This is a genomic window from Culturomica massiliensis (assembly GCF_900091655.1).
GTDB lineage: Bacteria > Bacteroidota > Bacteroidia > Bacteroidales > Marinifilaceae > Culturomica > Culturomica massiliensis.
Genome location: NZ_LT594621.1, coordinates 3,776,431 through 3,800,451 on the forward strand (window position 1 = coordinate 3,776,431; position 24,021 = coordinate 3,800,451).

23 protein-coding genes and 2 tRNA genes are annotated in these 24,021 nt (G+C 42.1%); 15 read left to right on the forward strand and 10 right to left on the reverse strand.

What is annotated here, in order from left to right:
- Positions 1-37: 37 nt before the first annotated feature.
- The 3 genes from mgrA to BN8908_RS18650 form a co-directional block, all read right to left on the reverse strand.
- Positions 38-1,030, reverse strand: coding sequence for an L-glyceraldehyde 3-phosphate reductase (gene mgrA, locus BN8908_RS16695; RefSeq protein ID WP_068691758.1), 993 nt, complete (start codon positions 1,028-1,030; stop codon positions 38-40).
- Between the two features lie 5 nt (positions 1,031-1,035).
- Positions 1,036-2,295 carry an anaerobic sulfatase maturase gene (locus BN8908_RS16700; protein WP_021989050.1) on the reverse strand — a complete coding sequence of 420 codons (1,260 nt, stop codon included), beginning with the start codon at positions 2,293-2,295 and terminating at the stop codon, positions 1,036-1,038.
- Between the two features lie 174 nt (positions 2,296-2,469).
- Positions 2,470-2,871 carry a hypothetical protein gene (locus BN8908_RS18650; RefSeq protein WP_148453387.1) on the reverse strand — a complete coding sequence of 134 codons (402 nt, stop codon included), beginning with the start codon at positions 2,869-2,871 and terminating at the stop codon, positions 2,470-2,472.
- Between the two features lie 18 nt (positions 2,872-2,889).
- On the opposite strand from BN8908_RS18650, the gene BN8908_RS16710 reads away from it, so the two are divergent.
- The 9 genes from BN8908_RS16710 (at position 2,890) to BN8908_RS16750 (ending at position 10,324) form a co-directional block, all read left to right on the forward strand.
- A tRNA-Gly gene (locus BN8908_RS16710) sits at positions 2,890-2,962 on the forward strand.
- 14 nt (positions 2,963-2,976) lie between these two features.
- Positions 2,977-3,061: transfer RNA gene (locus BN8908_RS16715), tRNA-Leu, on the forward strand.
- A 142-nt stretch (positions 3,062-3,203) separates the two neighbouring features.
- Positions 3,204-4,067, forward strand: coding sequence for a cell division protein FtsX (locus BN8908_RS16720; protein WP_021986879.1), 864 nt, complete (start codon positions 3,204-3,206; stop codon positions 4,065-4,067).
- A gap of 18 nt (positions 4,068-4,085) precedes the next feature.
- Positions 4,086-4,364, forward strand: a complete 279-nt coding sequence (locus tag BN8908_RS16725; RefSeq protein ID WP_021986878.1) for a DUF3098 domain-containing protein — start codon at positions 4,086-4,088, stop codon at positions 4,362-4,364.
- Positions 4,365-4,510: 146 nt separating this feature from the next.
- Positions 4,511-5,305 carry an undecaprenyl-diphosphate phosphatase gene (locus tag BN8908_RS16730; protein ID WP_021986877.1) on the forward strand — a complete coding sequence of 265 codons (795 nt, stop codon included), beginning with the start codon at positions 4,511-4,513 and terminating at the stop codon, positions 5,303-5,305.
- A 200-nt stretch (positions 5,306-5,505) separates the two neighbouring features.
- Positions 5,506-6,207, forward strand: a complete 702-nt coding sequence (gene truB / locus BN8908_RS16735; protein ID WP_068691762.1) for a tRNA pseudouridine(55) synthase TruB — start codon at positions 5,506-5,508, stop codon at positions 6,205-6,207.
- A 354-nt stretch (positions 6,208-6,561) separates the two neighbouring features.
- Positions 6,562-7,611, forward strand: coding sequence for a tRNA preQ1(34) S-adenosylmethionine ribosyltransferase-isomerase QueA (queA, locus tag BN8908_RS16740; RefSeq protein ID WP_021986875.1), 1,050 nt, complete (start codon positions 6,562-6,564; stop codon positions 7,609-7,611).
- A gap of 129 nt (positions 7,612-7,740) precedes the next feature.
- Complete coding sequence (locus BN8908_RS16745; protein ID WP_068691764.1) at positions 7,741-8,538, forward strand: M48 family metallopeptidase; 798 nt, start codon at positions 7,741-7,743, stop codon at positions 8,536-8,538.
- Positions 8,539-8,566: 28 nt separating this feature from the next.
- A complete protein-coding gene (locus tag BN8908_RS16750) occupies positions 8,567-10,324 on the forward strand; it encodes a DUF4091 domain-containing protein (RefSeq protein WP_068691766.1) in 1,758 nt (585 codons plus the stop codon).
- 52 nt (positions 10,325-10,376) lie between these two features.
- On the opposite strand, the gene BN8908_RS16755 is transcribed toward BN8908_RS16750, so the two are convergent.
- Entirely contained in the window at positions 10,377-11,627 is a 1,251-nt protein-coding gene (locus BN8908_RS16755; protein WP_021986872.1) for an aminotransferase class I/II-fold pyridoxal phosphate-dependent enzyme, read from the reverse strand.
- A 225-nt stretch (positions 11,628-11,852) separates the two neighbouring features.
- Between BN8908_RS16755 and BN8908_RS16760 the strand changes: the two genes are divergently transcribed.
- The 5 genes from BN8908_RS16760 (at position 11,853) to pyrI (ending at position 15,988) form a co-directional block, all read left to right on the forward strand.
- Entirely contained in the window at positions 11,853-12,653 is an 801-nt protein-coding gene (locus tag BN8908_RS16760; protein WP_021986871.1) for an outer membrane protein assembly factor BamD, read from the forward strand.
- Between the two features lie 22 nt (positions 12,654-12,675).
- A complete protein-coding gene (locus BN8908_RS16765; protein WP_021986870.1) occupies positions 12,676-13,029 on the forward strand; it encodes a DNA-directed RNA polymerase subunit omega in 354 nt (117 codons plus the stop codon).
- Between the two features lie 63 nt (positions 13,030-13,092).
- Positions 13,093-14,292, forward strand: a complete 1,200-nt coding sequence (gene coaBC / locus BN8908_RS16770) for a bifunctional phosphopantothenoylcysteine decarboxylase/phosphopantothenate--cysteine ligase CoaBC (RefSeq protein ID WP_068691768.1) — start codon at positions 13,093-13,095, stop codon at positions 14,290-14,292.
- A 244-nt stretch (positions 14,293-14,536) separates the two neighbouring features.
- Positions 14,537-15,445 carry an aspartate carbamoyltransferase gene (gene pyrB, locus BN8908_RS16775; protein ID WP_021986868.1) on the forward strand — a complete coding sequence of 303 codons (909 nt, stop codon included), beginning with the start codon at positions 14,537-14,539 and terminating at the stop codon, positions 15,443-15,445.
- Positions 15,446-15,529: 84 nt separating this feature from the next.
- Positions 15,530-15,988, forward strand: coding sequence for an aspartate carbamoyltransferase regulatory subunit (pyrI, locus tag BN8908_RS16780; protein ID WP_021986867.1), 459 nt, complete (start codon positions 15,530-15,532; stop codon positions 15,986-15,988).
- Positions 15,989-16,272: 284 nt separating this feature from the next.
- Here the strand turns inward: pyrI and BN8908_RS16785 are convergent, their stop codons facing one another.
- Together BN8908_RS16785 and BN8908_RS16790 are read right to left on the reverse strand one after the other, a co-directional pair.
- Positions 16,273-16,809: a hypothetical protein gene (locus tag BN8908_RS16785; protein WP_021986866.1), complete on the reverse strand. Its 537-nt coding sequence runs from the start codon at positions 16,807-16,809 to the stop codon at positions 16,273-16,275.
- Between the two features lie 582 nt (positions 16,810-17,391).
- Entirely contained in the window at positions 17,392-18,366 is a 975-nt protein-coding gene (locus BN8908_RS16790; protein WP_021986865.1) for a type I phosphomannose isomerase catalytic subunit, read from the reverse strand.
- A 145-nt stretch (positions 18,367-18,511) separates the two neighbouring features.
- Here BN8908_RS16790 and BN8908_RS16795 point away from each other — a divergent pair, with 145 nt between their 5' ends.
- Complete coding sequence (locus BN8908_RS16795; RefSeq protein ID WP_068691771.1) at positions 18,512-19,597, forward strand: hypothetical protein; 1,086 nt, start codon at positions 18,512-18,514, stop codon at positions 19,595-19,597.
- Here BN8908_RS16795 and BN8908_RS16800 read toward each other — a convergent pair whose 3' ends face one another.
- From BN8908_RS16800 to BN8908_RS16815, 4 genes are all read right to left on the reverse strand, one after another.
- A complete protein-coding gene (locus tag BN8908_RS16800) occupies positions 19,598-20,365 on the reverse strand; it encodes an alpha/beta fold hydrolase (RefSeq protein WP_021986863.1) in 768 nt (255 codons plus the stop codon).
- A gap of 46 nt (positions 20,366-20,411) precedes the next feature.
- Positions 20,412-21,173, reverse strand: a complete 762-nt coding sequence (locus BN8908_RS16805) for a succinate dehydrogenase/fumarate reductase iron-sulfur subunit (protein ID WP_021986862.1) — start codon at positions 21,171-21,173, stop codon at positions 20,412-20,414.
- Between the two features lie 82 nt (positions 21,174-21,255).
- Positions 21,256-23,196, reverse strand: coding sequence for a fumarate reductase/succinate dehydrogenase flavoprotein subunit (locus BN8908_RS16810; protein WP_021986861.1), 1,941 nt, complete (start codon positions 23,194-23,196; stop codon positions 21,256-21,258).
- Positions 23,197-23,273: 77 nt separating this feature from the next.
- On the reverse strand, positions 23,274-23,957 hold the full coding sequence (locus tag BN8908_RS16815; protein WP_021986860.1) for a succinate dehydrogenase cytochrome b subunit: 684 nt from the start codon (positions 23,955-23,957) through the stop codon (positions 23,274-23,276).
- Between the last annotated feature and the right edge of the window lie 64 nt (positions 23,958-24,021).

Below are 24,021 nucleotides of genomic sequence, written 5' to 3' on the forward strand. Positions count from 1 at the left end.
CGCTTTCCACCTTTCATTCTATCTTTACGGATGTTTTCTATTTTAGGATGGTATCGATAGCTTTTAATTCTTCTTCGGAAAATCGGAGATTACCGGTGGCTTTTAAATTGTCGAGCAGTTGGTTGACAGAACTCGCTCCGATAATGACACTCGTTACTCTTTCGTCTTTTAATAGCCAGGATAGGGCCATTTCTGCTAATGTTTGTCCGCGTTGCCGGGCAATTTGATCCAATTGCCGGGCTTGTGCAATTTTCTCTTCCGTGACCTGTTCTTTTTGCAGAAATCCGCTTGCTTTGGCGGCACGGGAATCGGCGGGGATACCGTGTAAGTAGCGATTGGTGAGCAGGCCTTGGGCGAGAGGAGAAAACGCAATCAATCCCAATTCATGTTTTCTGATGATGTCTGACAGGTCATGTTCGATGTGGCGGTCGAATAGCGAATAGCGGTCTTGATGAATCAGGCATGGGGTTCCCGCTTGTTTTAACTGTTTAACGATTTTATCTGTTTGTTCGCTATTGTATTTGGAGATGCCGATATATAATGCCTTGCCGCGTCTGACAATATCGGACAAGGCTTCGGCGGTTTCTTCAATAGGGGTAGCGGGGTCCGGTCGGTGGGAGTAAAAAATATCTACGTATTCAATGTCCATCCGTCGCAGGCTTTGGTCGATGCTCGCCATTAAATGCTTACGGCTGCCCCAGCTACCGTATGGCCCCGGCCACATATCGTGTCCGGCTTTGGTCGAAATGATCAGTTCGTCCCGGTAGCGGCTTAAGCTTTTTTTCAGAATATGTCCGAAGTTTTCTTCGGCGGCTCCGGGAGGCGGACCGTAATTGTTGGCCAAATCGAAGTGGGTAATTCCCCGGTCGAAAGCCGTGTGTATGATTTCGGTAAAATTGCTGAATGTATCGACATGGCCGAAGTTATGCCACAAACCCAATGAAATGGCAGGTAATAATAAACCGCTTTTCCCGCAGCGGCGATAGGGCATGTGTGTATAGCGGTTTTCGCTGGCTTTGTAGGTATCCATTGTTTTTATCCTTTTTGATTCATAATATTTGCAGGCGCTCTGTGATGTCGTAATTCGTCGGCCATGAATTCGAAATGTTTCCGGGTATGCCGGAAAAACATTTTGAATCCTTCGCATAAGTAGGATATATATTCACCGTCTTCGTTTTTGACAAAGCGGTTTTTGGGACAGTCTCCTCCGCAGGCAGCTAAGTATTCACATGCCTGACATTGGCGGGCGAGTGTATCTTTTTTATGTTGTTCAAAGAAAAGTTGTTTGTCGCTTTTAGCCATTTCTGAAATGGGGGTCGTCATGATGTTACCTACGTTGTATTCAGGAAAAACAAAATGGTCACAACAATAGGTATCTCCATTGTGCTCGATTGCCAGGGAACAACCGCAGTATTCTGCCATAGAGCAAAGAGAAGGCTGTTGCCCCGCATAGGCCGCTAAAGTATTGTCAAAGTAATTGATGAAATGCGTCCCGACATCCTTTTTTACCCAAATATCGAAGATCCGGCATAAAAAATTTCCCCAGTCGGTTGCGTTTACGTTTTCGTTCATGACAGCGGTTGCTTTCGAATACCTGTTGTCTACTATAGAAAGAGGTTCTGTTTCGTCCAGGGCTATTCGTTCTACGATCGGGGTAAATTGCATAAAGCGGGAACCGATGCTTTTCAGAAAGTTGTATACAAGGGCCGGTTGCTTGCTGTTGGAGGCGTTGACGACGGACATGGTGTTGAATTCGACACCGTATTTCTGAAATAGCTTCACGCATTCCATGGCTTTGTCCCAGGAGCCTTTACCATTGGGGTAACGCCGGTGATTGTCATGGTATTTTTTAGGTCCGTCGATGGAAAGGCCGCATAGGAAATGATTTTCGGCCAGAAAATTCGCCCATTCTTCGTCGATAAGGGTTCCGTTTGTTTGAAATGCATTCAATATTTTCTTCCCATCGGCCTGTTTTTTTTGGATGTCGAGAATTTTACGGAAATATTCCACCCCCAGTAATGCCGGTTCACCTCCGTGCCATACGAATTCGATTTGTTCCTGTGGCTGGGAGAGAATATATTCCCGGATCAGTTTTTCCAGAACATTGTCGGGCATTTTGAAAAAAGGGAGCGTGGGATGTTTTCCGGGATAAAGGGCTTCTTTTTCCAGGTAGTAACAATAATCGCAATCCAGATTACATATCGGACCTCCGGTTTTAACCATAATTGTAAAACTGCGTCGGATTTTTTTTCTTTCTTGCTCAAATGAAAAAGATGCGTTTTTTCTGGTGTCCATAATTAGTGTCCGAAAATGTGAAGCCGTGTGTATTGAATAATTCGTCCAAAAATAATAAAAAACTCCTTGCCGGAGGCAAGGAGGGACACAAGATTCTTTGTGAAATTGTGTTATTAGTCAGGTTAGTTTAGTTTTAGTTTATATCGGATAGAACGAAAATGATTCTGAAAAGTTTCATATCGGATAAATTATTTTGCGGAAAGTTTTATGCCGGTTGTGGTATTTTTTTGCGTTTTTGTTTGTATAAACTAAAAAACGCTTTATATTTGCACTCGCTAAAGAAAAATGTTCTTTTACACAACGTGAAAATAGCTCAGTTGGTAGAGCACGACCTTGCCCCCGGAATAATAAAATCCGACCTTGGCAAGACGGCTTTTCAAAAGAGTGAATCATAAAATGCGAAAATAGCTCAGTTGGTAGAGCACGACCTTGCCCCCGGAATAATAAAATCCGACCTTGGCAAGACGGCTTTTCAAAAGAGTGAATCGTAAAATGCGAAAATAGCTCAGTTGGTAGAGCACGACCTTGCCCCCCCCCGGAATAATAAAATCCGACCTTGGCAAGACGGCTTTTCAAAAGAGTAAATTGTAAAATGCGAAAATAGCTCAGTTGGTAGAGCACGACCTTGCCAAGGTCGGGGTCGCGGGTTCGAGTCCCGTTTTTCGCTCTCTCTACAGAGATGCTCGAATGGTGGAACTGGTAGACACGCAGGACTTAAAATCCTGTGGCCATTGCGGCTGTGCGGGTTCAAGTCCCGCTTCGAGTACTCCTAAAATCAGGAAGTCAAACATAGTTCGGCTTCCTTTTTTTTATGCCTTTGAGGAGTATGTATTGCATAATCCTTGGAATAAATTTTTGGGTGACGATCAGATTATTATTATATTTGTCAGATTTTAACGACGAATAATATGTCTCGTAGAAAAAGAAGAGTAGCCGGTTCCTATTTTGTTTCAACATTAAGTATTGCTTTGGTGTTGGTGGTTGTAGGTATTTTGGTATTTATTCTTTTGAATGCAAGGGCGATATCTGATCATGTAAAGCAAAACATCGGTTTTTCCATTATTGTGAAGGACAATGTCAACGAGGCTGAAATGAAGAAGATGCAAAAGCTTCTGGATACGAAACCTTTTGTCGCGTCATCTGTTTTTGTCAGCAAAGCCGAAGCTGCCCGTAATTTTAAAGAAGAACTGGGAGAGGATTTTGAGCAGGTATTGGGGTATAATCCGCTTTTACCTTCAATTGAGGTTAAGCTGGTGCCTCAGTATGCCAATAACGATTCCCTGGAGATTATAGAGAAAAAATTGGTGGCTTACGATATCATACAGGAGGTCTCTTATCAAAAATCACTGGTGCAGTATGTGAACGAGAATGTTCGTAAAATCAGTATTATTCTGTTGATTGCCGGTGCAGCTTTGGTGTTGATTTCTTTTACACTGATCCGGAATACGATACATCTATCGGTTTATTCCCAGCGTTTTCTGATCAAGACCATGCAATTGGTGGGGGCAAAACCTTTCTTTATTTGCCGGCCTTTTATCCGCAATAGTGTTTGGTTCGGTTTTTTCGGTAGTATGATTGCCAATATGATTTTGCTGTTGGCTGTTTATTTTCTTCAAAAGGAAGTCGGCGGAGTTATCAATATCATGAACCGGGATTTGCTGATTGTAATGGTTGCATTTGTATTTGTGTCCGGTATTTTGTTGTCGTTTGTGTCTTCCTGGATGTCTGTTTTAAAATATCTGAATAAAGATTTGAACGACCTGTATAATTGAAAATTAAGTGATAAATATATGGCAGTGAAAAGTAATTTGAAAACGACACCGGAAAAGAAAGCCGGTTTTCCGATCCCGGCGGGTAATTATAAAATGATATTGATCGGTTTTGGGATTATTGTTTTGGGATTCATCCTGATGATGGGTGGGGGCAGTGACGATCCGAATGAGTTTAATTATGCCATATTCAGTTTCAGGAGAATTACTTTGGCTCCGATTGTCGTTCTTCTCGGTTTCGGTTTTGTATTTTGGGCTATTATGCGGAAGCCGAAGGAAAAGAAAGAGAAGGAAGATTGACGGTGATACAGTATATTGAGGTGTTGGGGATGTGATTACCGGGGAATTACAGTTTTCGGGAGAGATATTTTACGGGAAGTTTGGCTGTACATCGGCGGAGCATGTTGCGGGAAAGGTTTTTCAGATTTTAAAATTTCATTTGTAATATGGATTGGTTAGAGGCATTGGTTCTGGGTGTTATCCAGGGGCTGACAGAGTTTTTGCCGGTAAGTAGTTCCGGACATCTGCAGATTTTTAATGCTATTTTGGGGGTTGAAGGAGAGGAAAATCTCACTTTTGCAGTTGCGGTTCATGCGGCGACGGTCTGTAGTACGATTGTTGTGTTACGAAAAGAAATCGCTGTTTTGTTAGCCGGCCTTTTCCGGTTTCGGTGGAATGAAGAAACGATGTACATTGCCAAAATTGTCGTGTCGATGATACCTGTGGGAATTGTGGGTTTTTTCTTTAAGGATTATGTAGAATCCTTGTTCGGTTCCGGATTGATGGTTGTCGGAGGTGCATTGCTGTTGACGTCCGTATTGCTTGCTTTTGCTTATTATGCAAAACCTCGTGTGCGTTCGGTGATTTCTTTCAGGGATGCTTTTATTATCGGCTTGGCACAGGCATGTGCCGTTATTCCCGGACTTTCGCGTTCGGGGTCTACGATTGCAACGGGGATACTCTTGGGTAATAATAAGGAAAATGTAGCTAAATTTTCTTTTTTAATGGTTTTGGTCCCGATTTTAGGAGAAGCTTTTCTGGATTTAATGAAGGGTAATTTCGGACAGGCAGAGAGCGGTATTTCCACCTTATCTTTGGCGGTCGGATTTTTGGCGGCTTTTATTTCCGGTTTTATTGCTTGTAGTTGGATGCTCAATCTGGTGAAAAAAGGAAAATTGATATGGTTTGCCGTATACTGTTTTATCGTAGGGGTGACTGTATTATCCGTGGATTTATTTTAATTAAGGCTTTAGATTGAACAACGAATCAGAACCTCAGGTTCGTTAATCCGCGAGGATAGAGGACTATGCATGAATCAGACTGAAAAGGCTGTTAATCTGAAATTACAAATGTCCGGGGGAAGATTGCGGGTATAATCTAAAATCGTCAATTTGCAATTAAAACGTGGGTTAATTTATCTTATCAATCTGGTTTTTAAGATATGGTTGTATTTAAAGAAGAAGGTGTTTTTCAGGAAGGAGCATTGATATTGGTGGATAAGCCGCTGAAATGGACCTCTTTCGATGTCGTTAATAAAATCCGTTGGTGTTTGCGTAAAAAGTTCGGTAAGTTGAAAGTGGGGCATGCCGGTACGTTGGATCCTTTGGCGACCGGTCTGGTGATTGTGTGTATCGGGCGCTGGACAAAGGAAATCGACAAATATATGGGGCAGCAAAAAGAATATGTCGCAACACTTCAGCTGGGAGCGACGACACCTTCTTTCGATCTGGAAACGCAGGTAAACCGGGAGTATCCCTGGCAACACATAGACCGTCCTTTTTTTGAAGAGGCGATACAGCAATTTGTCGGTGAAATAAAACAAATACCTCCGACCTATTCTGCCGTCAGGGTTGATGGTGTGAGGGCTTATGAGAAGGCGAGGAAGGGGAAGGGTGTGGCTATGCCCCCCAGAGATGTATATGTGAAAGAGATTGAAATTTTACGTTTCGAGCCGCCGCAGGTTGAGTTACGGATCGTATGTAGTAAAGGGACGTATATCCGGTCTTTGGCGAATGATATCGGGGCTGCCTGTGGAAGCGGGGCTTATTTGGCTGATTTACGGCGGACTGCCATAGGAGACTTTAAGGTGAAGGATGCAAATAATATGGATGAATTGATTGTTTTTCTACAAGAAAAATCATAACTTGCGCAACTTATTTTAATTTGGGGCGTTTCTTTGAAAAACTGGGAAGAAATGTTCCGGATATTGCTGTGTGGATAGCAAAGCGGTATTATTTTATTTTCAGGAATAGGAAATGAACGTTTTAATTTTAGATTTACGATTTACGATTTCAGATCATACCCACAATCCTCCCCTTCAAAAAAGGGAATGGTAATCATAAAGTGTAGATCAAAAAATGAATAAGCGTTTAAATTGTAGATTTTAAATTGATGATTTTGGACTAAAAGAATTTGATAACGAATCAGGTTGCCAGGTAATTTAAAATTTACAATTTATATGAACGAATATTTTTGTCAGATTAAATAAAAATAAAATATGAAATTATCCAAGTTTAAATACAGATTACCTCAGGAGCTTATTGCTTTGCATCCGGCTCAGAATCGGGATGAATGCAGGTTAATGGTTTTAAACAAAAAAACGGGAGAGATAGAACACAAAGTCTTTAAAGATCTTATCGATTATTTCGATGAGAAAGACGTATTTGTATTCAATGATACGAAAGTTTTTCCGGCCAGATTGTATGGAAATAAGGAAAAAACCGGAGCCGAAATTGAAGTCTTTTTGTTGAGAGAACTAAACCGGGATTTACGTATTTGGGATGTTTTGGTCGATCCGGCCCGTAAAATCCGGATTGGAAATAAATTGTATTTCGGGGAAGACGATAGTTTGGTGGCCGAAGTGATCGATAATACGACTTCCCGTGGCCGGACGTTGCGTTTTCTTTTCGACGGAGAATATGAGGAGTTTAAGAAATTGCTTTACGGCTTAGGCGAAACACCGCTGCCTAAATTTATCGATCGTAAAGTAGAGCCGGAAGATGCTGAAAATTACCAGACTATTTTTGCCTCTCATGAAGGAGCTGTCGCTGCGCCGACTGCCGGCCTGCACTTTAGCCGTGAGTTGATGAAAAGGATGGAGATAAAGGGAATTAATTTTGCTTATATTACTTTGCATGTGGGGCTGGGGAATTTCCGTGAGGTAGATGTTGAAGATTTGACGAAGCATAAGATGGATTCGGAGCAAATTATTGTGAATCCGGAAACCGTGTCTATCGTAAATGAGGCAAAGGATGAGAAACATAAAATTTGTGCCGTCGGTACGACTGTTGTCCGGACGCTGGAAAGTTGTGTGACGACCAAAGGACGTTTGACTGAGTTTGAAGGCTGGACGAATAAATTTATTTTTCCGCCTTATGATTTCAGTGTACCCGATGCTTTTATTTCTAATTTTCATTTGCCTTATTCGACTTTGTTGATGATGGTAGCTGCTTTCGGCGGATACGAGCATGTGATGAATGCCTATGAGGTGGCTGTAAAGGAAAAATATAAATTCGGTACGTATGGAGATGCGATGTTGATTATTTGACCGCGTATTGATTTTTAACGAAAATAATGTAAAAGAGAGCTTAGGCTCTCTTTTTTCGTATTATTTTGTAGATTTGTCATATCTGTTTTACCTGAATTTGCGTATTTGGATTAATTAAATGAATACAAAATGAAAATAATCAGAGTTTTTACTGTGATCGGGATATTGTTTATCACGATGCAGTGTGCGACGGTTCCCATTACCGGGAGAAAGCAGTTGTTGATCTATCCGGAAGGGGAAGTGATGCAGATGAGTTTAACTTCGTATCAGGCTTTCTTGAAAGAAAATAAATTGTCGACGGATGTAAAGAATACCCAGCGGGTGAAAGAGGTGGGAAAACGGATTGCTGCTGCGGTTGAATCATATATGAAGTCGAAAGGACTGGAAGACCGGATCGCTGATTTTAAATGGGAGTTTAATTTAGTGCAGAGCCCTGAAATGAATGCCTGGTGTATGCCCGGGGGGAAGGTCGTATTTTATGAAGGGATTTTGCCCGTATGCAAGACAGATGCCGGTATTGCCGTTGTTATGGGACATGAAATTGCTCATGCTGTGGCGCGTCACGGTAATGAGCGGATGAGTCAGCAGGCACTGCTGCAGGCCGGGAGTATGGCTGCTGCTTATGCGATGAAGAATAAGTCTGAAACGACGCAGGTGTTGTTGGGAACTGCCATCGGTATCGGAGGAAATTACGGGGTGATATTGCCTTTTTCCCGTAAACATGAGAGTGAAGCGGATCGTTTGGGTTTGATTTTTATGGCGATAGCCGGATATAATCCGCAGGAGGCTGTCGATTTCTGGAAACGGATGGCATCGGCTTCCGGTCAGAAACCGGCAGAGTTTATGTCGACACATCCTTCTGACGAGCATCGTATTGCCGATTTGGAAAAAGAGTTGCCGGAAGCTATGAAGTATTATGTGAAATAGAACGTATTGTTAACTAAATATTGAATATATGAGAAATGTGGTGTTAAGTGTTATGATGTGCCTTTGTTTTGCGGTGTGGTGTAAGGCACAGGAAAAATTATATGTACGGGATTATAAAGAGCTTTCGGACGGGACGACTGCCGATGAGCAGGAATGGAAGCAATGCGGACAGGCTGTCGGGGCTTGCTGGGGATCGACGGATATCCGTTATGGGAAAACAAAAGTTGCCGGACTGGATAAAGGACGTAAATTATGGAGAGGTAAAGTGTGGAAAGGGGAGGTTGTAAATTTACAGGCTGTTGTATGGGCAAAGCAGCCGGCAGAGATAAAACCCGAGATAACCGATTTGGTTGTCTCCAGTGGTCAGAAGATCGGAAAAGAAGATATTTCCCTTCACCTCGTTCGTTATGTGATGACGGATGAATTGAATAAAGATAAACGGGGGACATGCGGTTACCGGCCTGACCGGACTTTGTTCGATTCTTCTTTGGTGGCGGATGTACTCGACATGAAGGTGGCCGATTATATGGAAGCCCGTACGGTGCGTCCGGTATGGGTAAAGATACGGGTGCCGGAAAACCTTCCGGCCGGAGTGTATCGCGGTAAATTGAGTTTTGGACATCCGGACATACAACCGCTGGTGATTGAAATCGGAGTCGTAAATCAGTCTTTACCGTCACTTGAAAATCGGGTTTTTCGTTTGGATTTGTGGCAGAACCCTTTTGCTGTTGCCCGTTTTCATGGGGTGGATTTATGGAGTAAGGAACATTTTGAGGCAATGTATCCGGTGATGAAACTATTGGCTGATGCCGGACAAAAGACGATAACCGCCAGTATTATGCATAAACCCTGGGGAGGGCAGACTGAAGATTATTTTGAATCCATGGTGATGCGCATCAAGCGTTTGGACGGCAGTTGGCAATATGATTATGCTGTTTTCGACAAGTGGGTTGAGTTTATGATGGGGTTGGGAATTGACAGGCAGATCAACTGCTATACGATGATTCCCTGGGATTTGTCTTTTCAGTTTTTTGACCAGGCATCGAATCAATTGAAGTTTGTAAAAGCAGACGTCGGAACGCCGGCTTATAATGAATATTGGCTGCCTTTTTTGCAGGATTTTGCCCGTCATCTGAAAACAAAAGGGTGGTTCGATATAACGACGATTGCAATGGACGAGCGTCCTATGGCAGCGATGCAGAAAGCAATCCGTCTGATCCGGGAAGCAGATCCGGCCTATAAAGTTGCATTGGCTGGAAATTTCCATCCGGAGATCGAAGCTGATATTGATGATTATTGTATTGCGCTGGGGCAGTTTTTTCCGGAAAACATTTTGAAGGAACGGCAGGCTGCCGGTAAACTCAGTACGTATTATACCTGTTGCTCGGAATCTTATCCCAATACGTTTACTTTTTCGCCGCCGGCAGAGGCTGTTTGGTTAGGTTGGTATGCTGCGGCCAAAGGATTCGACGGATATTTGCGGTGGGCTTACAATAGCTGGACCAAAGATCCGTTGACAGATTCCCGTTTCCGGGCTTTCGGAGGGGGTGATTGTTATTTAGCCTATCCGGGCGGCCGTTCTTCAATTCGTTTGGAAAAGCTGGTAGAAGGCATTCAGGATTATGAAAAGGTACGGGTGTTGAAAGAAAAGTTTACCAAGGAGAAAAACGTTTATAAGCTGAAAAAGCTGGAGGCTATATTGCAGGACTTTGAGGTTGATAAGTTAAAAGAGATTCCTGCGGCCGATATGGTTGCCAAGGCACGGAAAGCCTTAGACAAGCTATAATAAAAAGGGGAAACCGTCAACTGGTTTCCCCTTTTTCAATACTGCATATGTATTAAAGATTATTGGCATCTACCAATGTCTCTTTGTTGTATTCTCCGTTGGCTAATTTTTCAGCTACGTTTTTAAATGCCTTAATGGTGTATTTGACATCTTCGAGCGTGTGTGTGGCTGTCGGGATCAGACGCAACAGCAATTGTCCTTTCGGAATCACCGGATACACGACAATGGAGCAGAACAGATTGTAATTTTCTCTCAGGTCCGTTGCCACCTGCATGCCTTCGGCTACGCTTCCGGAAAGGTACACCGGCGTTACCATGGAATTGGTTTTACCGATATTCAGTCCGTCCTCTTTCAGTCCGGATTGTAAGGCATTTGCTATCTGCCACAATTTTTCGCGGCGTTCCGGTTGGGTTTTCAGCATTTCCAAACGCTTGATAGCTCCTTCTACCATCGGCATGGTTAAGGATTTGGCGAAGGTTTGTGAGCGCATGTTGTATCTCAAATACATACATATTTCTTCGTCTGTGGCGATGAAAGCTCCGAATCCGGCCATAGCTTTTGCAAAAGTTGCAAAATACAGGTCGATTTTATCCTGTACGCCGAAATGTTCTCCGGTTCCGGCTCCTGTCGGTCCCATCGTTCCGAAACCATGGGCATCATCCACTAAAAAGCGGAAATCGAATTCTTCTTTCAGGGCTGCGATTTCGTCCAGTTTACCTAAATCTCCGGCCATACCGAAAACACCTTCGGTGATCACCAGGATGCCTCCGCCGGTTTCTGCAACCCATTTGGTTGCTCTTTCGAGTTGTTTGCGCAGGCTGTCGATATCGTTGTGTAAGTAAACGTAGCGTTTGGCCGGCGATAAACGCAGTCCGTCCATAATGCAGGCATGTGATTCTGCATCATAAACGATACAATCGAAACGACTGGTCATGGCATCGATAATGGATACCATTCCCTGATAACCGAAATTCAGTAAGAATGCATCGGGTTTGCCTACGAAATCAGCTAATTGTGATTCCAGGTATTCGTGACGGGAGGTTTGTCCACTCATCATTCGGGCCCCCATCGGGTAGGCGAGTCCCCATTCTGCAGCAGCAGCTGCATCTATTTTTCTTACTTCAGGATCATTGGCTAGGCCAATATAGTTGTTCAAACTCCAGTTTAATACTTCTCTTCCTCGAAATATCATCCGGGGGCCGATTTCACCCTCTAATTTCGGGAAAGCAAAATAGCCGTGAGCCTGTTTGGCATATTGGCCGATGTTTCCTCTTTGCTTTTTTACTCTTTCAAAAATGTCCACGTCTTTACTATTTTGGAATTTTGTAGATATATCTTTAATAATCGGAGCAAAGGTACAATAAAAAAGTAAAAAGCGAAAAGTAAATGCTAAAAGGTGATGTATAAAACAGCAAGTAGGAGAAAGAAGGGCTGATTTTAACGTTTGCCTTTTAACTTTTAACCTCTTTTTGTTGTTTGTTGGGATTTATGCTGTATCTTTGCATGTTGCAAAAAAAGCACTCGTTTTATGAAGAAAATTATTGGATTTATTCTGGCCGTATTGTTATTTTACTCGTGCGGAGAGTATCAGAAATTGTTGAAAAGTAATGATTATCAATTGATATACTCTAAAGCTATCGAGTATTACAACAAAGGAGAATATCAGAAGGCCATGAATTTGTTCGACGGTATCCGGACGGTCTTTACCGGAACGAGTAAGGCGCAGAGTATTGCTTATTACCGTGCTTTTTGTACCTATAATCAAAAGGAGTACCAGTATGCTTCCGAGCTGTTTAAGCAGTTTATCACGATTTATCCGGAAAGTTCTTTTGCAGAGGAGTGTTTGTATATGGTCGGATATTGTAATTATATGGCTTCGCCTAAGCCTCGTCTGGACCAGACGGCCAGTTTGAAAGCAATCAATGATTTTCAGTTGTATCTGAATCGTTATCCGAACAGTATGCGTAAAGATAAGATCAACGGATATATCGATGAGTTGCTGGATAAATTGGCATACAAGGATTATTTGAGTGCGAAGAATTATTTTCTCCGGGAGCACTATAAAGCTGCTGTGATCAGTTTGCAGAATTGTCTGAAAGATTACCCCGGTTCCAAATACCGGGAGGAAATTATGTATCTGCTGTTTTTATCGAAGTATGAAATGGCGGTGAATAGTATAGACGATAAGAAGCTGGAGCGTTATAATGCGGCTAAAGAAGAGTATTATTATTTTGCAGATGAATATCCCAATAGCAAGTATGTAAATGATATCAAGAAAAGATATGATGAGATAAATGCTTTTTTGGATAATTATAAATTCGACGAATAGATAAATTAATATAAAATCAGTTATGGTAGATTTTAAAAAAGTAAAAGCACCTAATAACACGATTACTCGTAATCCGGCTGTATTTTCGGCTAAAGCAGGTAATGTCTATGAGGCTGTTGCTATTATTGCGAAAAGAGCCAACCAGATCTCTGTGGAGATGAAAGACGAATTGAGCCGTAAGTTGCAAGAGTTTGCTTCTTATACGGACAATTTGGAGGAAATCTTCGAAAACCGCGAGCAGATCGAGATTTCAAAGTATTATGAACGAATTCCGAAACCGGTATTGATCGCTACCCAGGAATTTTTGGATGATGAAGTGTATTTCCGGAATCCTTCTACTGAAAAGGATAGAGAAAAAGTCGTTAAGGAAGACTGATAACTGAAGCCACTTTCGGGTGGCTTTTTTAATTTAGGAATGTGACGTTTTGTTTAGGGCCCTATGTTGAAAGGAAAACATATTATATTAGGAATAACAGGGAGTATTGCGGCTTATAAAGCGGCGCTACTGGCTCGTTTACTGGTCAAAGAAGGGGCAGAAGTGCAGGTGGTGATGACGGCATTGGCCAAGGAGTTTATTACCCCCCTGACTATGGCGACATTGACGAAGAAACCGATTTTAGTCGATTTTTACAATCCGGAAAACGGAGACTGGAATTCGCATGTTGATCTTGGCTTGTGGGCGGATCTGATGCTGATCGCTCCGGCAACGGCGAATACGATCGGGAAAATGGCTTCCGGTATTGCCGATAATTTGTTGTTGACGACATATTTATCTGCTAAGTGTCCGGTTGTGGTTGCTCCGGCAATGGATCTGGATATGTACCGGCATTCTGCGACCCAGCGGAATCTGGCTGTTTTGCGTTCTTTTGGAAATGTCATTATAGAACCGGAGGATGGCGAATTGGCAAGTGGTCTGACCGGTAAAGGACGTATGGAAGAACCTGAAAATATCGTTCGTCTGTTGGAGCGTTATTTTACTGCGCAAGCTGAGTTCGCAGGGAAAAAAGTACTGATAACGGCCGGACCTACCTATGAAAAGATCGACCCGGTGCGTTTTATCGGAAATTATTCTACCGGAAAGATGGGGTTTGCTTTAGCTGAAGAGTTTGCCCGAAGGGGGGCAGAGGTGGTTTTGGTTGCCGGCCCGGTAACTCTTACAACCGGTCATCCTTCTATCCGGCGGGTGGATGTCGAATCGGCAGCGGAAATGTATGCTGAAGTTATTCCGGCAGCGGCAGATTGTGACATCATTGTTTCCTGTGCTGCCGTTGCGGATTTTACGCCGGAAGAAAAGGCTGTTTCCAAGATTAAGAGGGAGGGGAAAAATTTATGTTTGAAATTGCAGCCGACACAGGATATTGCGGCTGAATTGGGCAAGAGGAAAAAAGAGGGACAGTTATTGGTCGGATTTGCTTTGGAAACGGATGATGAACAATGCAATGCGTTTCAGAAGCTGAAAAAGAAAAATCTGGATTTGATCGTCTTGAACAGCTTGAAGGATGAAGGTGCCGGTTTTGGCGGAGATACCAATAAAGTAACGATGATCGACCGCCGGGAACATATTCAGGAATATGCCTTGAAGAGTAAGAGAGAGGTTGCTTGTGATATTGTCGGTCGGGTGAAGAATTTACTTTCTTGAAAACAAAACGAAATAAAATTGTGACATTTTAAAATATTGTTTACATTTGAATTCTGATATGGTATCAGAATTCAAATATATAAAACAGTGGAAATTCAGGTATAGCCTGAGTTACGGATGTTATTTACTGACGAATTTATAAAAAACCGACATTGTCAACTGACAAGTGTTGGTTTTTTTTTATATCTGAATCGGACCGGAGGAATTATGAGTGTAGAATTTTTGAGAACTTAAATATAACGATATGAACACACACAGCTTAGTATCTATTGAGGATTACACCAAAGAGGAAATTCTGGAGGTTCTGGAGTCTGCTTCGGAATTTGAAAAGAATCCAAACCAACGTTTGTTGGAAGGTAAGGTAGTCGCTTCTTTATTTTTCGAACCATCGACCCGTACCCGTCTTAGCTTTGAAACGGCAATCAATCGTTTGGGCGGACGTATCATCGGTTTTTCTGATGCGTCTTCTTCCAGCGTAACTAAAGGAGAAACGTTAAAAGATACGATCAAGATGGTGGATAATTATGCGGATCTGATCGTTATGCGGCACCCGGTAGAGGGAGCGGCCCGTTATGCCAGTGAAGTTGCCGTACATCCGGTTGTAAATGCAGGAGACGGAGCCAATCAACATCCTTCCCAGACGATGCTGGACTTATATTCTATTTATAAAACCCAGGGTACTTTGGAAAATCTGGAGATTTGTATGGTCGGAGATTTGAAGTATGGCCGTACTGTACATTCTTTGTTGCAGGCTATGAGTCATTTCCATCCTACTTTCCATTTTGTGGCTCCCGAGTCATTGCAAATGCCGGAAGCTTATAAGCTTCATTTGAAAGCTTTGCATATACCTTATTATGAACATACTGAATTGGATGAGGTGATCAATAAGGCTGACATTTTATATATGACCCGTGTACAGCGGGAGCGTTTTGCCGATCCGTTGGAATATGAAAAGGTGAAGAATGTATATATTTTGAGAAACTCGATGTTGACGGATGCCAAGGAGAGTATGCGTATTTTGCATCCGCTGCCCCGGGTGAACGAAATAGATGTGGATGTGGATGAAAGTCCGAAAGCTTATTATTTCGAACAGGCCCGCAACGGAGTATTTGCCCGTCAGGCTATTATTTGTAAAGCGTTGGGACTAAAATAATTTACGATTTACGATTTATGATTTACGATTGTATTAGGCAACGGAATCAAAAATCTTCAATCAAAAATCAAAAATTTAATTGTTATGGCAAAAAAAGAATTACAGGTTAGTGCTATTGAGAATGGTACTGTGATCGATCATATACCGGCCGAGAAGTTGTTTGATGTAATCAATGTGTTAGGTATTACGGCTTTGGATAATGCAATGACTTTCGGAACGAATTTGCGGAGCAGTAAATTGGGAAAGAAAGCCATCATTAAAATCTGGGATAAGTTTCTGGAAGATGATGAAGTGAATAAATTGGCTTTGGTAGCTCCTTCTGCCAAGATCAATATTATCCGGGATTACGATGTGGCGGAGAAAAAGACGGTTAATGTACCGGAAACCGTGGAAGGTATTGTAAAATGTATGAATCCCAAATGTATTACAAATCACGAATATGTGCGTACGAAATTTACGGTGGTGAACGACTCGCCTATTGTGTTGAAGTGTCATTATTGTGAAAAATTGACGGATCAGGAACACATGACGATGAATCAGTAAGGTATAAATTGATTGAATCGTTATTAGGTCTATTTAATCTAAAATCAGAGATTCAAAATTAAGTTCTATGTTTGAAATTTAAGATCCGTTATTTGTTAAACAATAAAGAACTTGCCGATAAGGCAGGTTCTTTATTATTTTAAGTATTTATATGTAAGTTTTTACTAATTCAAAGACTTACTTTTTTAATGGTAATTTTTTATAAGATAACCCCGTTTTTGAGTAAGAATGACAAAAACGGAGTTATTTCAACATAGATCAATATAAGTTAGTACTTGTTTGGATTATTCGTCTCTTTTAACCAAATCAAAAAAGCCACTGATTTCTTGTTGGTCGATGGCTTGGCGGACATTATAACGTTTTACCTGATCATAATATCCGGTTTTAGACAGTTTGATTTCGATAGTCACATCCCGGGAATTTTCATAAGTTAGACCGAGAATGTTAAATGAACGGGTTTCTTCGTAAGGTGTTGTTGTTAAGTATGTTTCATTTGTATTTTTTACAATATCCGGTATGCTTGAAATAACCCGCCAGGAAATCCGAGCGCCTCTTGGTTCTGAGTCAAAGTTCCAACGGATGATTGTACGTTCCAAAGCTGTTTCTCCGGGATTATCGCGATTTACCATTTTTGTTGCTTCACCTTTACGGATGGTAGGATCCTTTGCTACTGCAGCTACGGCCGCTGTTGTTACCGACTGTTGTTGCATAAGAGCATTTATCATTTTATCTTGTGCTTTTATCATGGCTTTTTTTCTTGAACCACAACTTGTTAATACAAAAACAGAAAACATAATGCATAATAAATAGTGAATTTTCATTTTAATGAGATTTTATTCTGCCTTTGCCCTTTTGGCGTAAAAAATTTGAGTTTATAGCACAAAAAAACGTGGGCAATACTCTTATTTTCTACTGAGGTCTTCGACTACCTTGCAATCAAATAAATAAGTAAGCCCACGATAAACATGGACATTGACCTTATTCTTGATTGCTTTGAAATTGTCGAAGTTTCAGTAGCAAGAATAAAAGTTAACGCTTTTATGTGTGTGTACCGGCACTTTTAGAGTGGGGCGGTACTTGTAAATGTTCAAAAAATAATGCTGTTATTTATTCATAGGCATATAGATTTAGTTATTCAATACAAATTTATGAAAAATAACTTGAATCAAAAAGACTCAAATTTGTGTTTATATAATTTTTTGAATAGTATCAATTTAATTCTCTCGTTTTTTGCTTGTTGTGTCAAAAGGTTTTTTATTTTTCTCAATAATTGTTTTAGTTAAATATCGATCACTTGATAACTATTGACACTATAAATGAAAGACTGACTGGCAATCCTGTCTCCAATCAGTCTTTTTAGGTGTAATTTTGTATAACGGACTCTCTTTTTATAATAGAGGTCGTTATCGGATGAATATTTCCAGTAGTTCGGCTTCTTGTTGCGGGATGAGAAATATATTTTTCAGACAGGCCGGAACAAGAATTGTTTCTCCTTTTTTTACTTGGATGGATTGGTCGGTGTCGTATACGATTGTAAAATTACCGTCCAGGCACATATAAATAACGAATGAGTCGATATCGATATAGTCTTTTTCGATTTCTTTGTCAAACTTCAGGTAACTGGTTGTGAAATAATTACAGTCGACAAGTTCTTCCGTATGGTTTTCGTGCCTGTGATAGGGAATGCTGTGTTCTTTCTGGGAATTAAAATGAATGACATCGGTAGCTAATTCCGTATGTAATTCCCGGGCGTTTCCGTTTTTGTCCCGGCGGTCGTAATCGTATATCCGATAAGTAATGTCGGAGGTTTGTTGTATTTCTGCAATGAAACATCCTTTTTCGATGGCATGTACCGTACCTGCCGGAATGAAAAAACAATCTCCTTTTTTTACCTTTTCAACGTTCAGGATTTCGGGAAGAGTGTTGTTGTGTAATTTAGTCAGATATTCCGATTTGTCTGTATCTTTATTAAAGCCGAGCAGCAGACGGGCTTCCGGATCAGCATCTACCAGGTACCACATTTCGGTTTTTCCATAGGCATTGTGGCGCTCTTTGGCTGTGGCGTCGTCCGGGTGTACCTGTATGGAAAGTTTGTCACAGGCGTCGATGTATTTGATCAGAAGCGGAAATTCCACTCCGAATTTTTCATAGATATGATCACCTACGAGGTCTCCCATATAGACTTCGATCAACTCTTCCAGGCTGTTATCTGCCAAGGCTCCTTCCGAGACGACGGATATGTTGTCCTGAACGCCGGAAAGCTCCCAGCTTTCTCCGATGGAATCTTTTACTTGATTGTCTTCGCTTTTATAAGCGAGCTTTTTGCCACCCCAAAGCGTTTGTTTGATGATAGGCTTAAATTTTAAAGGATATAGCATATTATTATTTGTGTTTCTCTTTTTTTGGCATAAAAATTGTATCTTGCACAAAAATAATGCAAGCCGAAAGCAGAAGCAAATTTTTTGAATGATGCAAAGGCACAGCTTCTTCTATGCAAAGATATATATTAATTGAAAATTATTTATGGGAATGGTTATGAAAGGTGGTAAATGCTTATTGATTTTCTTGTTTGCGGGAATATTTATGTCTTGTAGTGATGATGGTAAGCGCGACGATACAATATTGAATATTGATAAAGTGACCGGGAAGTATTGGTATTGCATAAATTGGGCAAATACACCGAACAGTTATACGACGGAAGATTTGGTTGAAGCTGTGAAGCTGGAAAGCAGCGGTAAGCTGTGGACGATGGATTTTAGCGGACGTATCGACCGGGAAGTCGGGACATGGTTCAGTGGAGAGAATGAAATAACCTTGCGATACGATAACGGTACTACCGAGAAATGGGGAGTATTGCATAGTGGAAGTAATTACCTGACGGTGATGGTGAATAAAGGGGAGCGTAAGTATGTGACAGAACCGGTTTATTTGCAGGATTTGACAGGGGATGCTTATCTGATAAATGAGATAAAGAGTTCGGGTGTCGAACCGACGCGGGTCGGTGTTTCCGTAAAGGGTAAGAATACGGTAAATATGAGTGAGGCTTCTGTTATCGCAGCTCCGGATAAGGTATTTAAGTTGGCTTATCGGAGCCGGGTAAAAAGCTGGACGGATAAGGGCGATATTGTAGCCAGTGAATTTGAGTTACCGGAAAATACCCGGGATATTGTCTTTTATATTAAAGTTTCCGGGCATCCTTTAAAATTTAAGGATCGTATATATGCTGAAAATTTACCGCAGCGTTCATTCCGGGATTTCGGACTGAATGCTTATAATGAAGGTAAAAGTCTGCGGGTGGAATGGAATCCTTACGATCAGGCCTCTGTTTATTACCGGGTGGAAGTTCTGAAAGAGAATGCGGATGCCGCTAATCCTTATTTTGTCAGTCAATTGTATGCCGGGATCGAATCACTGTCAGTCGATTCGAATACGAAGACGGAAACCGATGTGGAAAACCGGATGGGAGATTTGAAAAACGGTGATAAATACATCGTCCGGTTGTCGGCTATTTTATTGGAACCGGGAATCGATTACAATCATAAATACAGCAATGTAAATATTCAGGCTATTTCTTATGTCCAGAGAACTTTAGTATGGACGGAAGAATAGTCAGGCTAAAAATGCATGGATCGTTTTTAGCAGTATTTCCGGCTGTTCGTTGTGGATGGCATGCCCCGCTTGGGGAATGATTTCTACACGGGCTGCCGGAAATTGTTTTTTCAGGCATTCTCCTTCGTTGGGAATATATGCAGACTTTTCACCTTTGATAAACAATATCGGGCCGGGATAGATTTTGTCGGTTATGTCTGCCGGCCAATGGCATACTTCATTTATATTCTGTTGCAGGGCTTCCGGGTTGATTTTCCATTTCAGTCCTTTTATTGTTTTACGAATATTTTTGAACAATATCTGTTGGGTAGCGGTATCGCCGAAATGTTTTCGTATATCCGCCTGTAGTGCGTTGCGATTGGCAAATGTTCCCGGATTGACGGATGTGATATACGTCAGGATATTCAGATGTTCGAGCGAGGGCATATAGGCTATCGGTGCGATGTCTATGATAATGGCTTTAGAAATGTATTCAGGGTATTGCAATAGAAAAAACATAGCGGTTTTCCCTCCCATGGAGTGGCCGATAAGGTGAGGTTTTGTCAATCCGAGTTTCTGAATCAATTCCAGTAAGTCTCCGCATAAGGCCGGATAATTGTGTTGCGGGTGATGCGGGGATTGACCGTGATTGCGCATATCGGGAATGATAACCCTGAAACGGTCTTTTAAACGATGCATGATGGGTAGCCAGTTGTCGGAAGCCCCCCACAGTCCGTGTAAGATAATCAGGGGCTGTCCTTCTCCTTCTTCCCGGTAATATAGTCTCATGGGTATAGATGTTAAAAAAAGCCGCCCGAAGGCGGCTTTCAGTGAATTAATCTTTCAGCTTGGCCTTCAGATATTCTCTGTTGAGTCGGGCGATATGCTCGATAGAAATGCTTTTCGGGCATTCGGCTTCACATGCACCTGTATTGGTACAGTTTCCGAATCCGAGTTCATCCATTTTGGCAACCATTGCTTTAGCGCGGCGGGCGGCTTCTATTTTACCCTGCGGTAAGAGGGCAAATTGTGAAACTTTTGCAGCTACGAATAACATGGCTGACGAGTTTTTACATGTGGCTACACAAGCCCCGCAACCGATACATGCGGCTGCATCCATCGCTTCCTCGGCTTTTTCATTTGCAATCGGAATTGCATTTGCGTCGGGTACACCACCGGTATTTACAGACACATATCCTCCGGCTTGCTGTATCTTTTCGAAAGCATTACGATCGACGATCAGGTCTTTGATAACGGGGAATGCTCCGCTCCGCCAGGGTTCGATGGTGATGGTTGCGCCATCTTTAAAGCGACGCATGTGCAATTGGCAGGTGGTCACATCGTCGTCCGGGCCATGAGCACGTCCGTCGATAAACAAGCTGCACATACCGCAAATACCTTCACGGCAATCGTGGTCGAAAGCAACCGGTTCTTTGTTTTCACTGACCAGTTGTTCATTCAGGATATCCAACATTTCGAGGAATGAAGTACCGGTCGAAATATCATGGACTTTATAGGTTTCAAATCCGCCTTTGGATTTGGCGTCTTTCTGCCGCCATACCTTAAGTGTCAATTCTTTTAATATAGTATCTGCCATAACTAAACTTCGTTTTAAATTTTAAATTGTAGATTTCAAATTGTGTCGTTTACAATTTAAAGTTTACAATTTGCAATGGTCATTATTTATAAGAGCGTTGTGTAAGTTCGACATTCTCGAATACCAAATTTTCTTTGTGTAATTCGGGAGCTTTGTCTTCTCCTTTGTATTCCCATACAGAAACGTAGGTATAGTGTGCGTCGTCACGTTTGGCTTCTCCTTCTTCGGTTACTGATTCCAAACGGCAGTGGCCACCACAGGATTCGTTCCGGTCGAGAGCGTCGTGTGCCATCAAATTTGCCAATTCGATAAAATCGGCTACACGTGCTGCTTTTTCCAATTCGTTGTTCATGGCTGTGAATTCTCCTACAACGCGTAAATCTTTGTAGAATTCTTCTTTCAGTTCGGCGATCAGCTGAATTGCTTTTTCCAAACCTTTGGCTTCACGTGCCATGCCGATATAATCCCACATGATATGTCCCAATAGCTTATGGAAATGATCCGGAGATTTGGTCCCTTTAATGTCGAATAATTTACGTAAACGTTCTGTGACGTGTTTCTCGGCTTCGTCGAACTCCGGGGTATTGGTTTTAATTTTCGGAGTTTGGATTTCTTTGGCGAGATAATCACCGATAGTATACGGCAAAATGAAATATCCGTCAGCCAATCCCTGCATCAATGCCGAAGCACCCAGACGGTTGGCTCCGTGGTCGGAGAAGTTACATTCTCCGATGGCATATAATCCCGGAATGGTCGTCATCAGGTTGTAATCCACCCATAATCCGCCCATTGAATAGTGTATAGCCGGATAAATCATCATCGGGTTATTGTACGGATCGACAGCCGTAATTTTTTCATACATCTGGAATAAGTTTCCGTACCGTTTTTCGATGGTGTCACGGCCTAATTGCTCGATGGCGTATTTGAAGTCCAGGAATACGGCTTTTCCCGTGTTGTTGACACCGAAGCCGGCATCACATCTTTCTTTGGCTGCACGTGAAGCCACGTCGCGGGGAACCAGGTTTCCGAATGCCGGATAACGGCGTTCCAGGTAGAAATCACGGTCTTCATCCGGAATATCGTTCGGATTTAAAGTCCCGGCTTGTAATTTTTGGGCATCTTCTATTTTTTTCGGTACCCATACGCGGCCGTCGTTACGTAAAGATTCCGACATCAGTGTCAGTTTACTCTGCTGTTCTCCGTGAACGGGAATACAGGTCGGGTGAATCTGTACGAAACAGGGATTACCGAACATGGCACCTCTTTTATAAGCTTGCCATGCAGCACTTCCGTTACATCCCATAGCATTGGTTGAAAGGAAGAATACGTTACCGTATCCGCCGGTTGCCAAAACAACGGCATGTGCTCCGAAACGCTCGATCTTACCCGTTACTAAATCACGGGCAATCACTCCGCGGGCTTTGCCGTCAACAACTACGATATCGAGTATCTCGTGGCGATCGTATACCTTGATTTTGCCTTTTTCAATCTGCCGGTTCATGGCACTGTAACAACCCAGCAATAATTGCTGTCCCGTTTGACCGCGGGCATAGAATGTACGGCTTACCAATGCACCTCCGAAAGAACGGTTGGCTAATAAACCGCCGTAATCGCGGGCGAAAGGAACTCCCTGGGCAACACACTGGTCAATGATGGCGTTACTTACTTCTGCCAAACGGTAAACATTAGCTTCCCGTGCACGGTAGTCACCACCTTTGATGGTTTCATAGAACAAACGGAATACAGAGTCGTTATCGTTCGGATAGTTTTTAGCAGCATTGATACCTCCCTGTGCAGCAATGGAGTGAGCACGGCGGGGGGAATCCTGATAGCAAAAAGCAGCTACATTATAGCCTAATTCTGCGAGGCTGGCAGCAGCAGAACCTCCTGCCAATCCGGTACCTACGACGATAATATCCAGTTTCTTTTTGTTGGCCGGGCTGACAACACCGATATGGGCTTTATGGTTTGACCACTTGTCTTTTAACGGTCCGGCAGGTATTTTAGCATCTATTATTGACATGATAAATAGTTTTAAATTTTGAATTTAGATCTTGAATTGCAGTGTGATGAATTTACAATCCACAACTTACAATTGAATTAGTTTCCCAGCCCTGCCAGGAAGTATAACGGAATGATGCTGAAGCCGACAGCTATGATTACAGCCAGAATCCGGGCCAGGCATTCCAGGCGTTTTCTCCAGATCTGATTGCTGAAACCGATAGACTGAAAAGCCGACCAGAATCCGTGTGTCAGGTGAAGGCCCAGTAAGATAGCACCAATGATGTATAGGGCACAGTAGGCGATACTGGATTTGAACAGGCTGGATACCAACAAATAGGTGTCTTCCATTTCCACTCCGTCAATGACAACATGAGCTAAATTGCCCGTGATTTTGATGTTCCACCAGAAATTGTAAAGGTGGATGATAAGGAATACAAGTACCAAAGCTCCCAGGATGTACATGTTACGTGAAGCCCAGGTTGCATTCTGACCTTGATTCCTTTGTGCATACTTTACCGGACGTGCCTTCTGGTTTTGTAAAGTAAGTACACTGGCCCAAATGATGTGGATGATGAATCCGAGAGCCAGAATCGGTTCAACGATCTTGATAACAGGATTGGTAGCCATGAAATTTGCTCCATGATTGAATAACTCCCCGCTGTTATCGAGAATCAAAAATAAATTTAGTGTCAGATGGACACATAAAAAAGCAATCAGGAAAAGTCCGGATAAACTCATAATGACTTTTTTCCCGATAGAGGATGATAAGAAATTACTCATAATTAAGATTATTTATTAATAACTGGTTAAATTCTTTCTTCACATGCAAAAGTATCTATTTTTC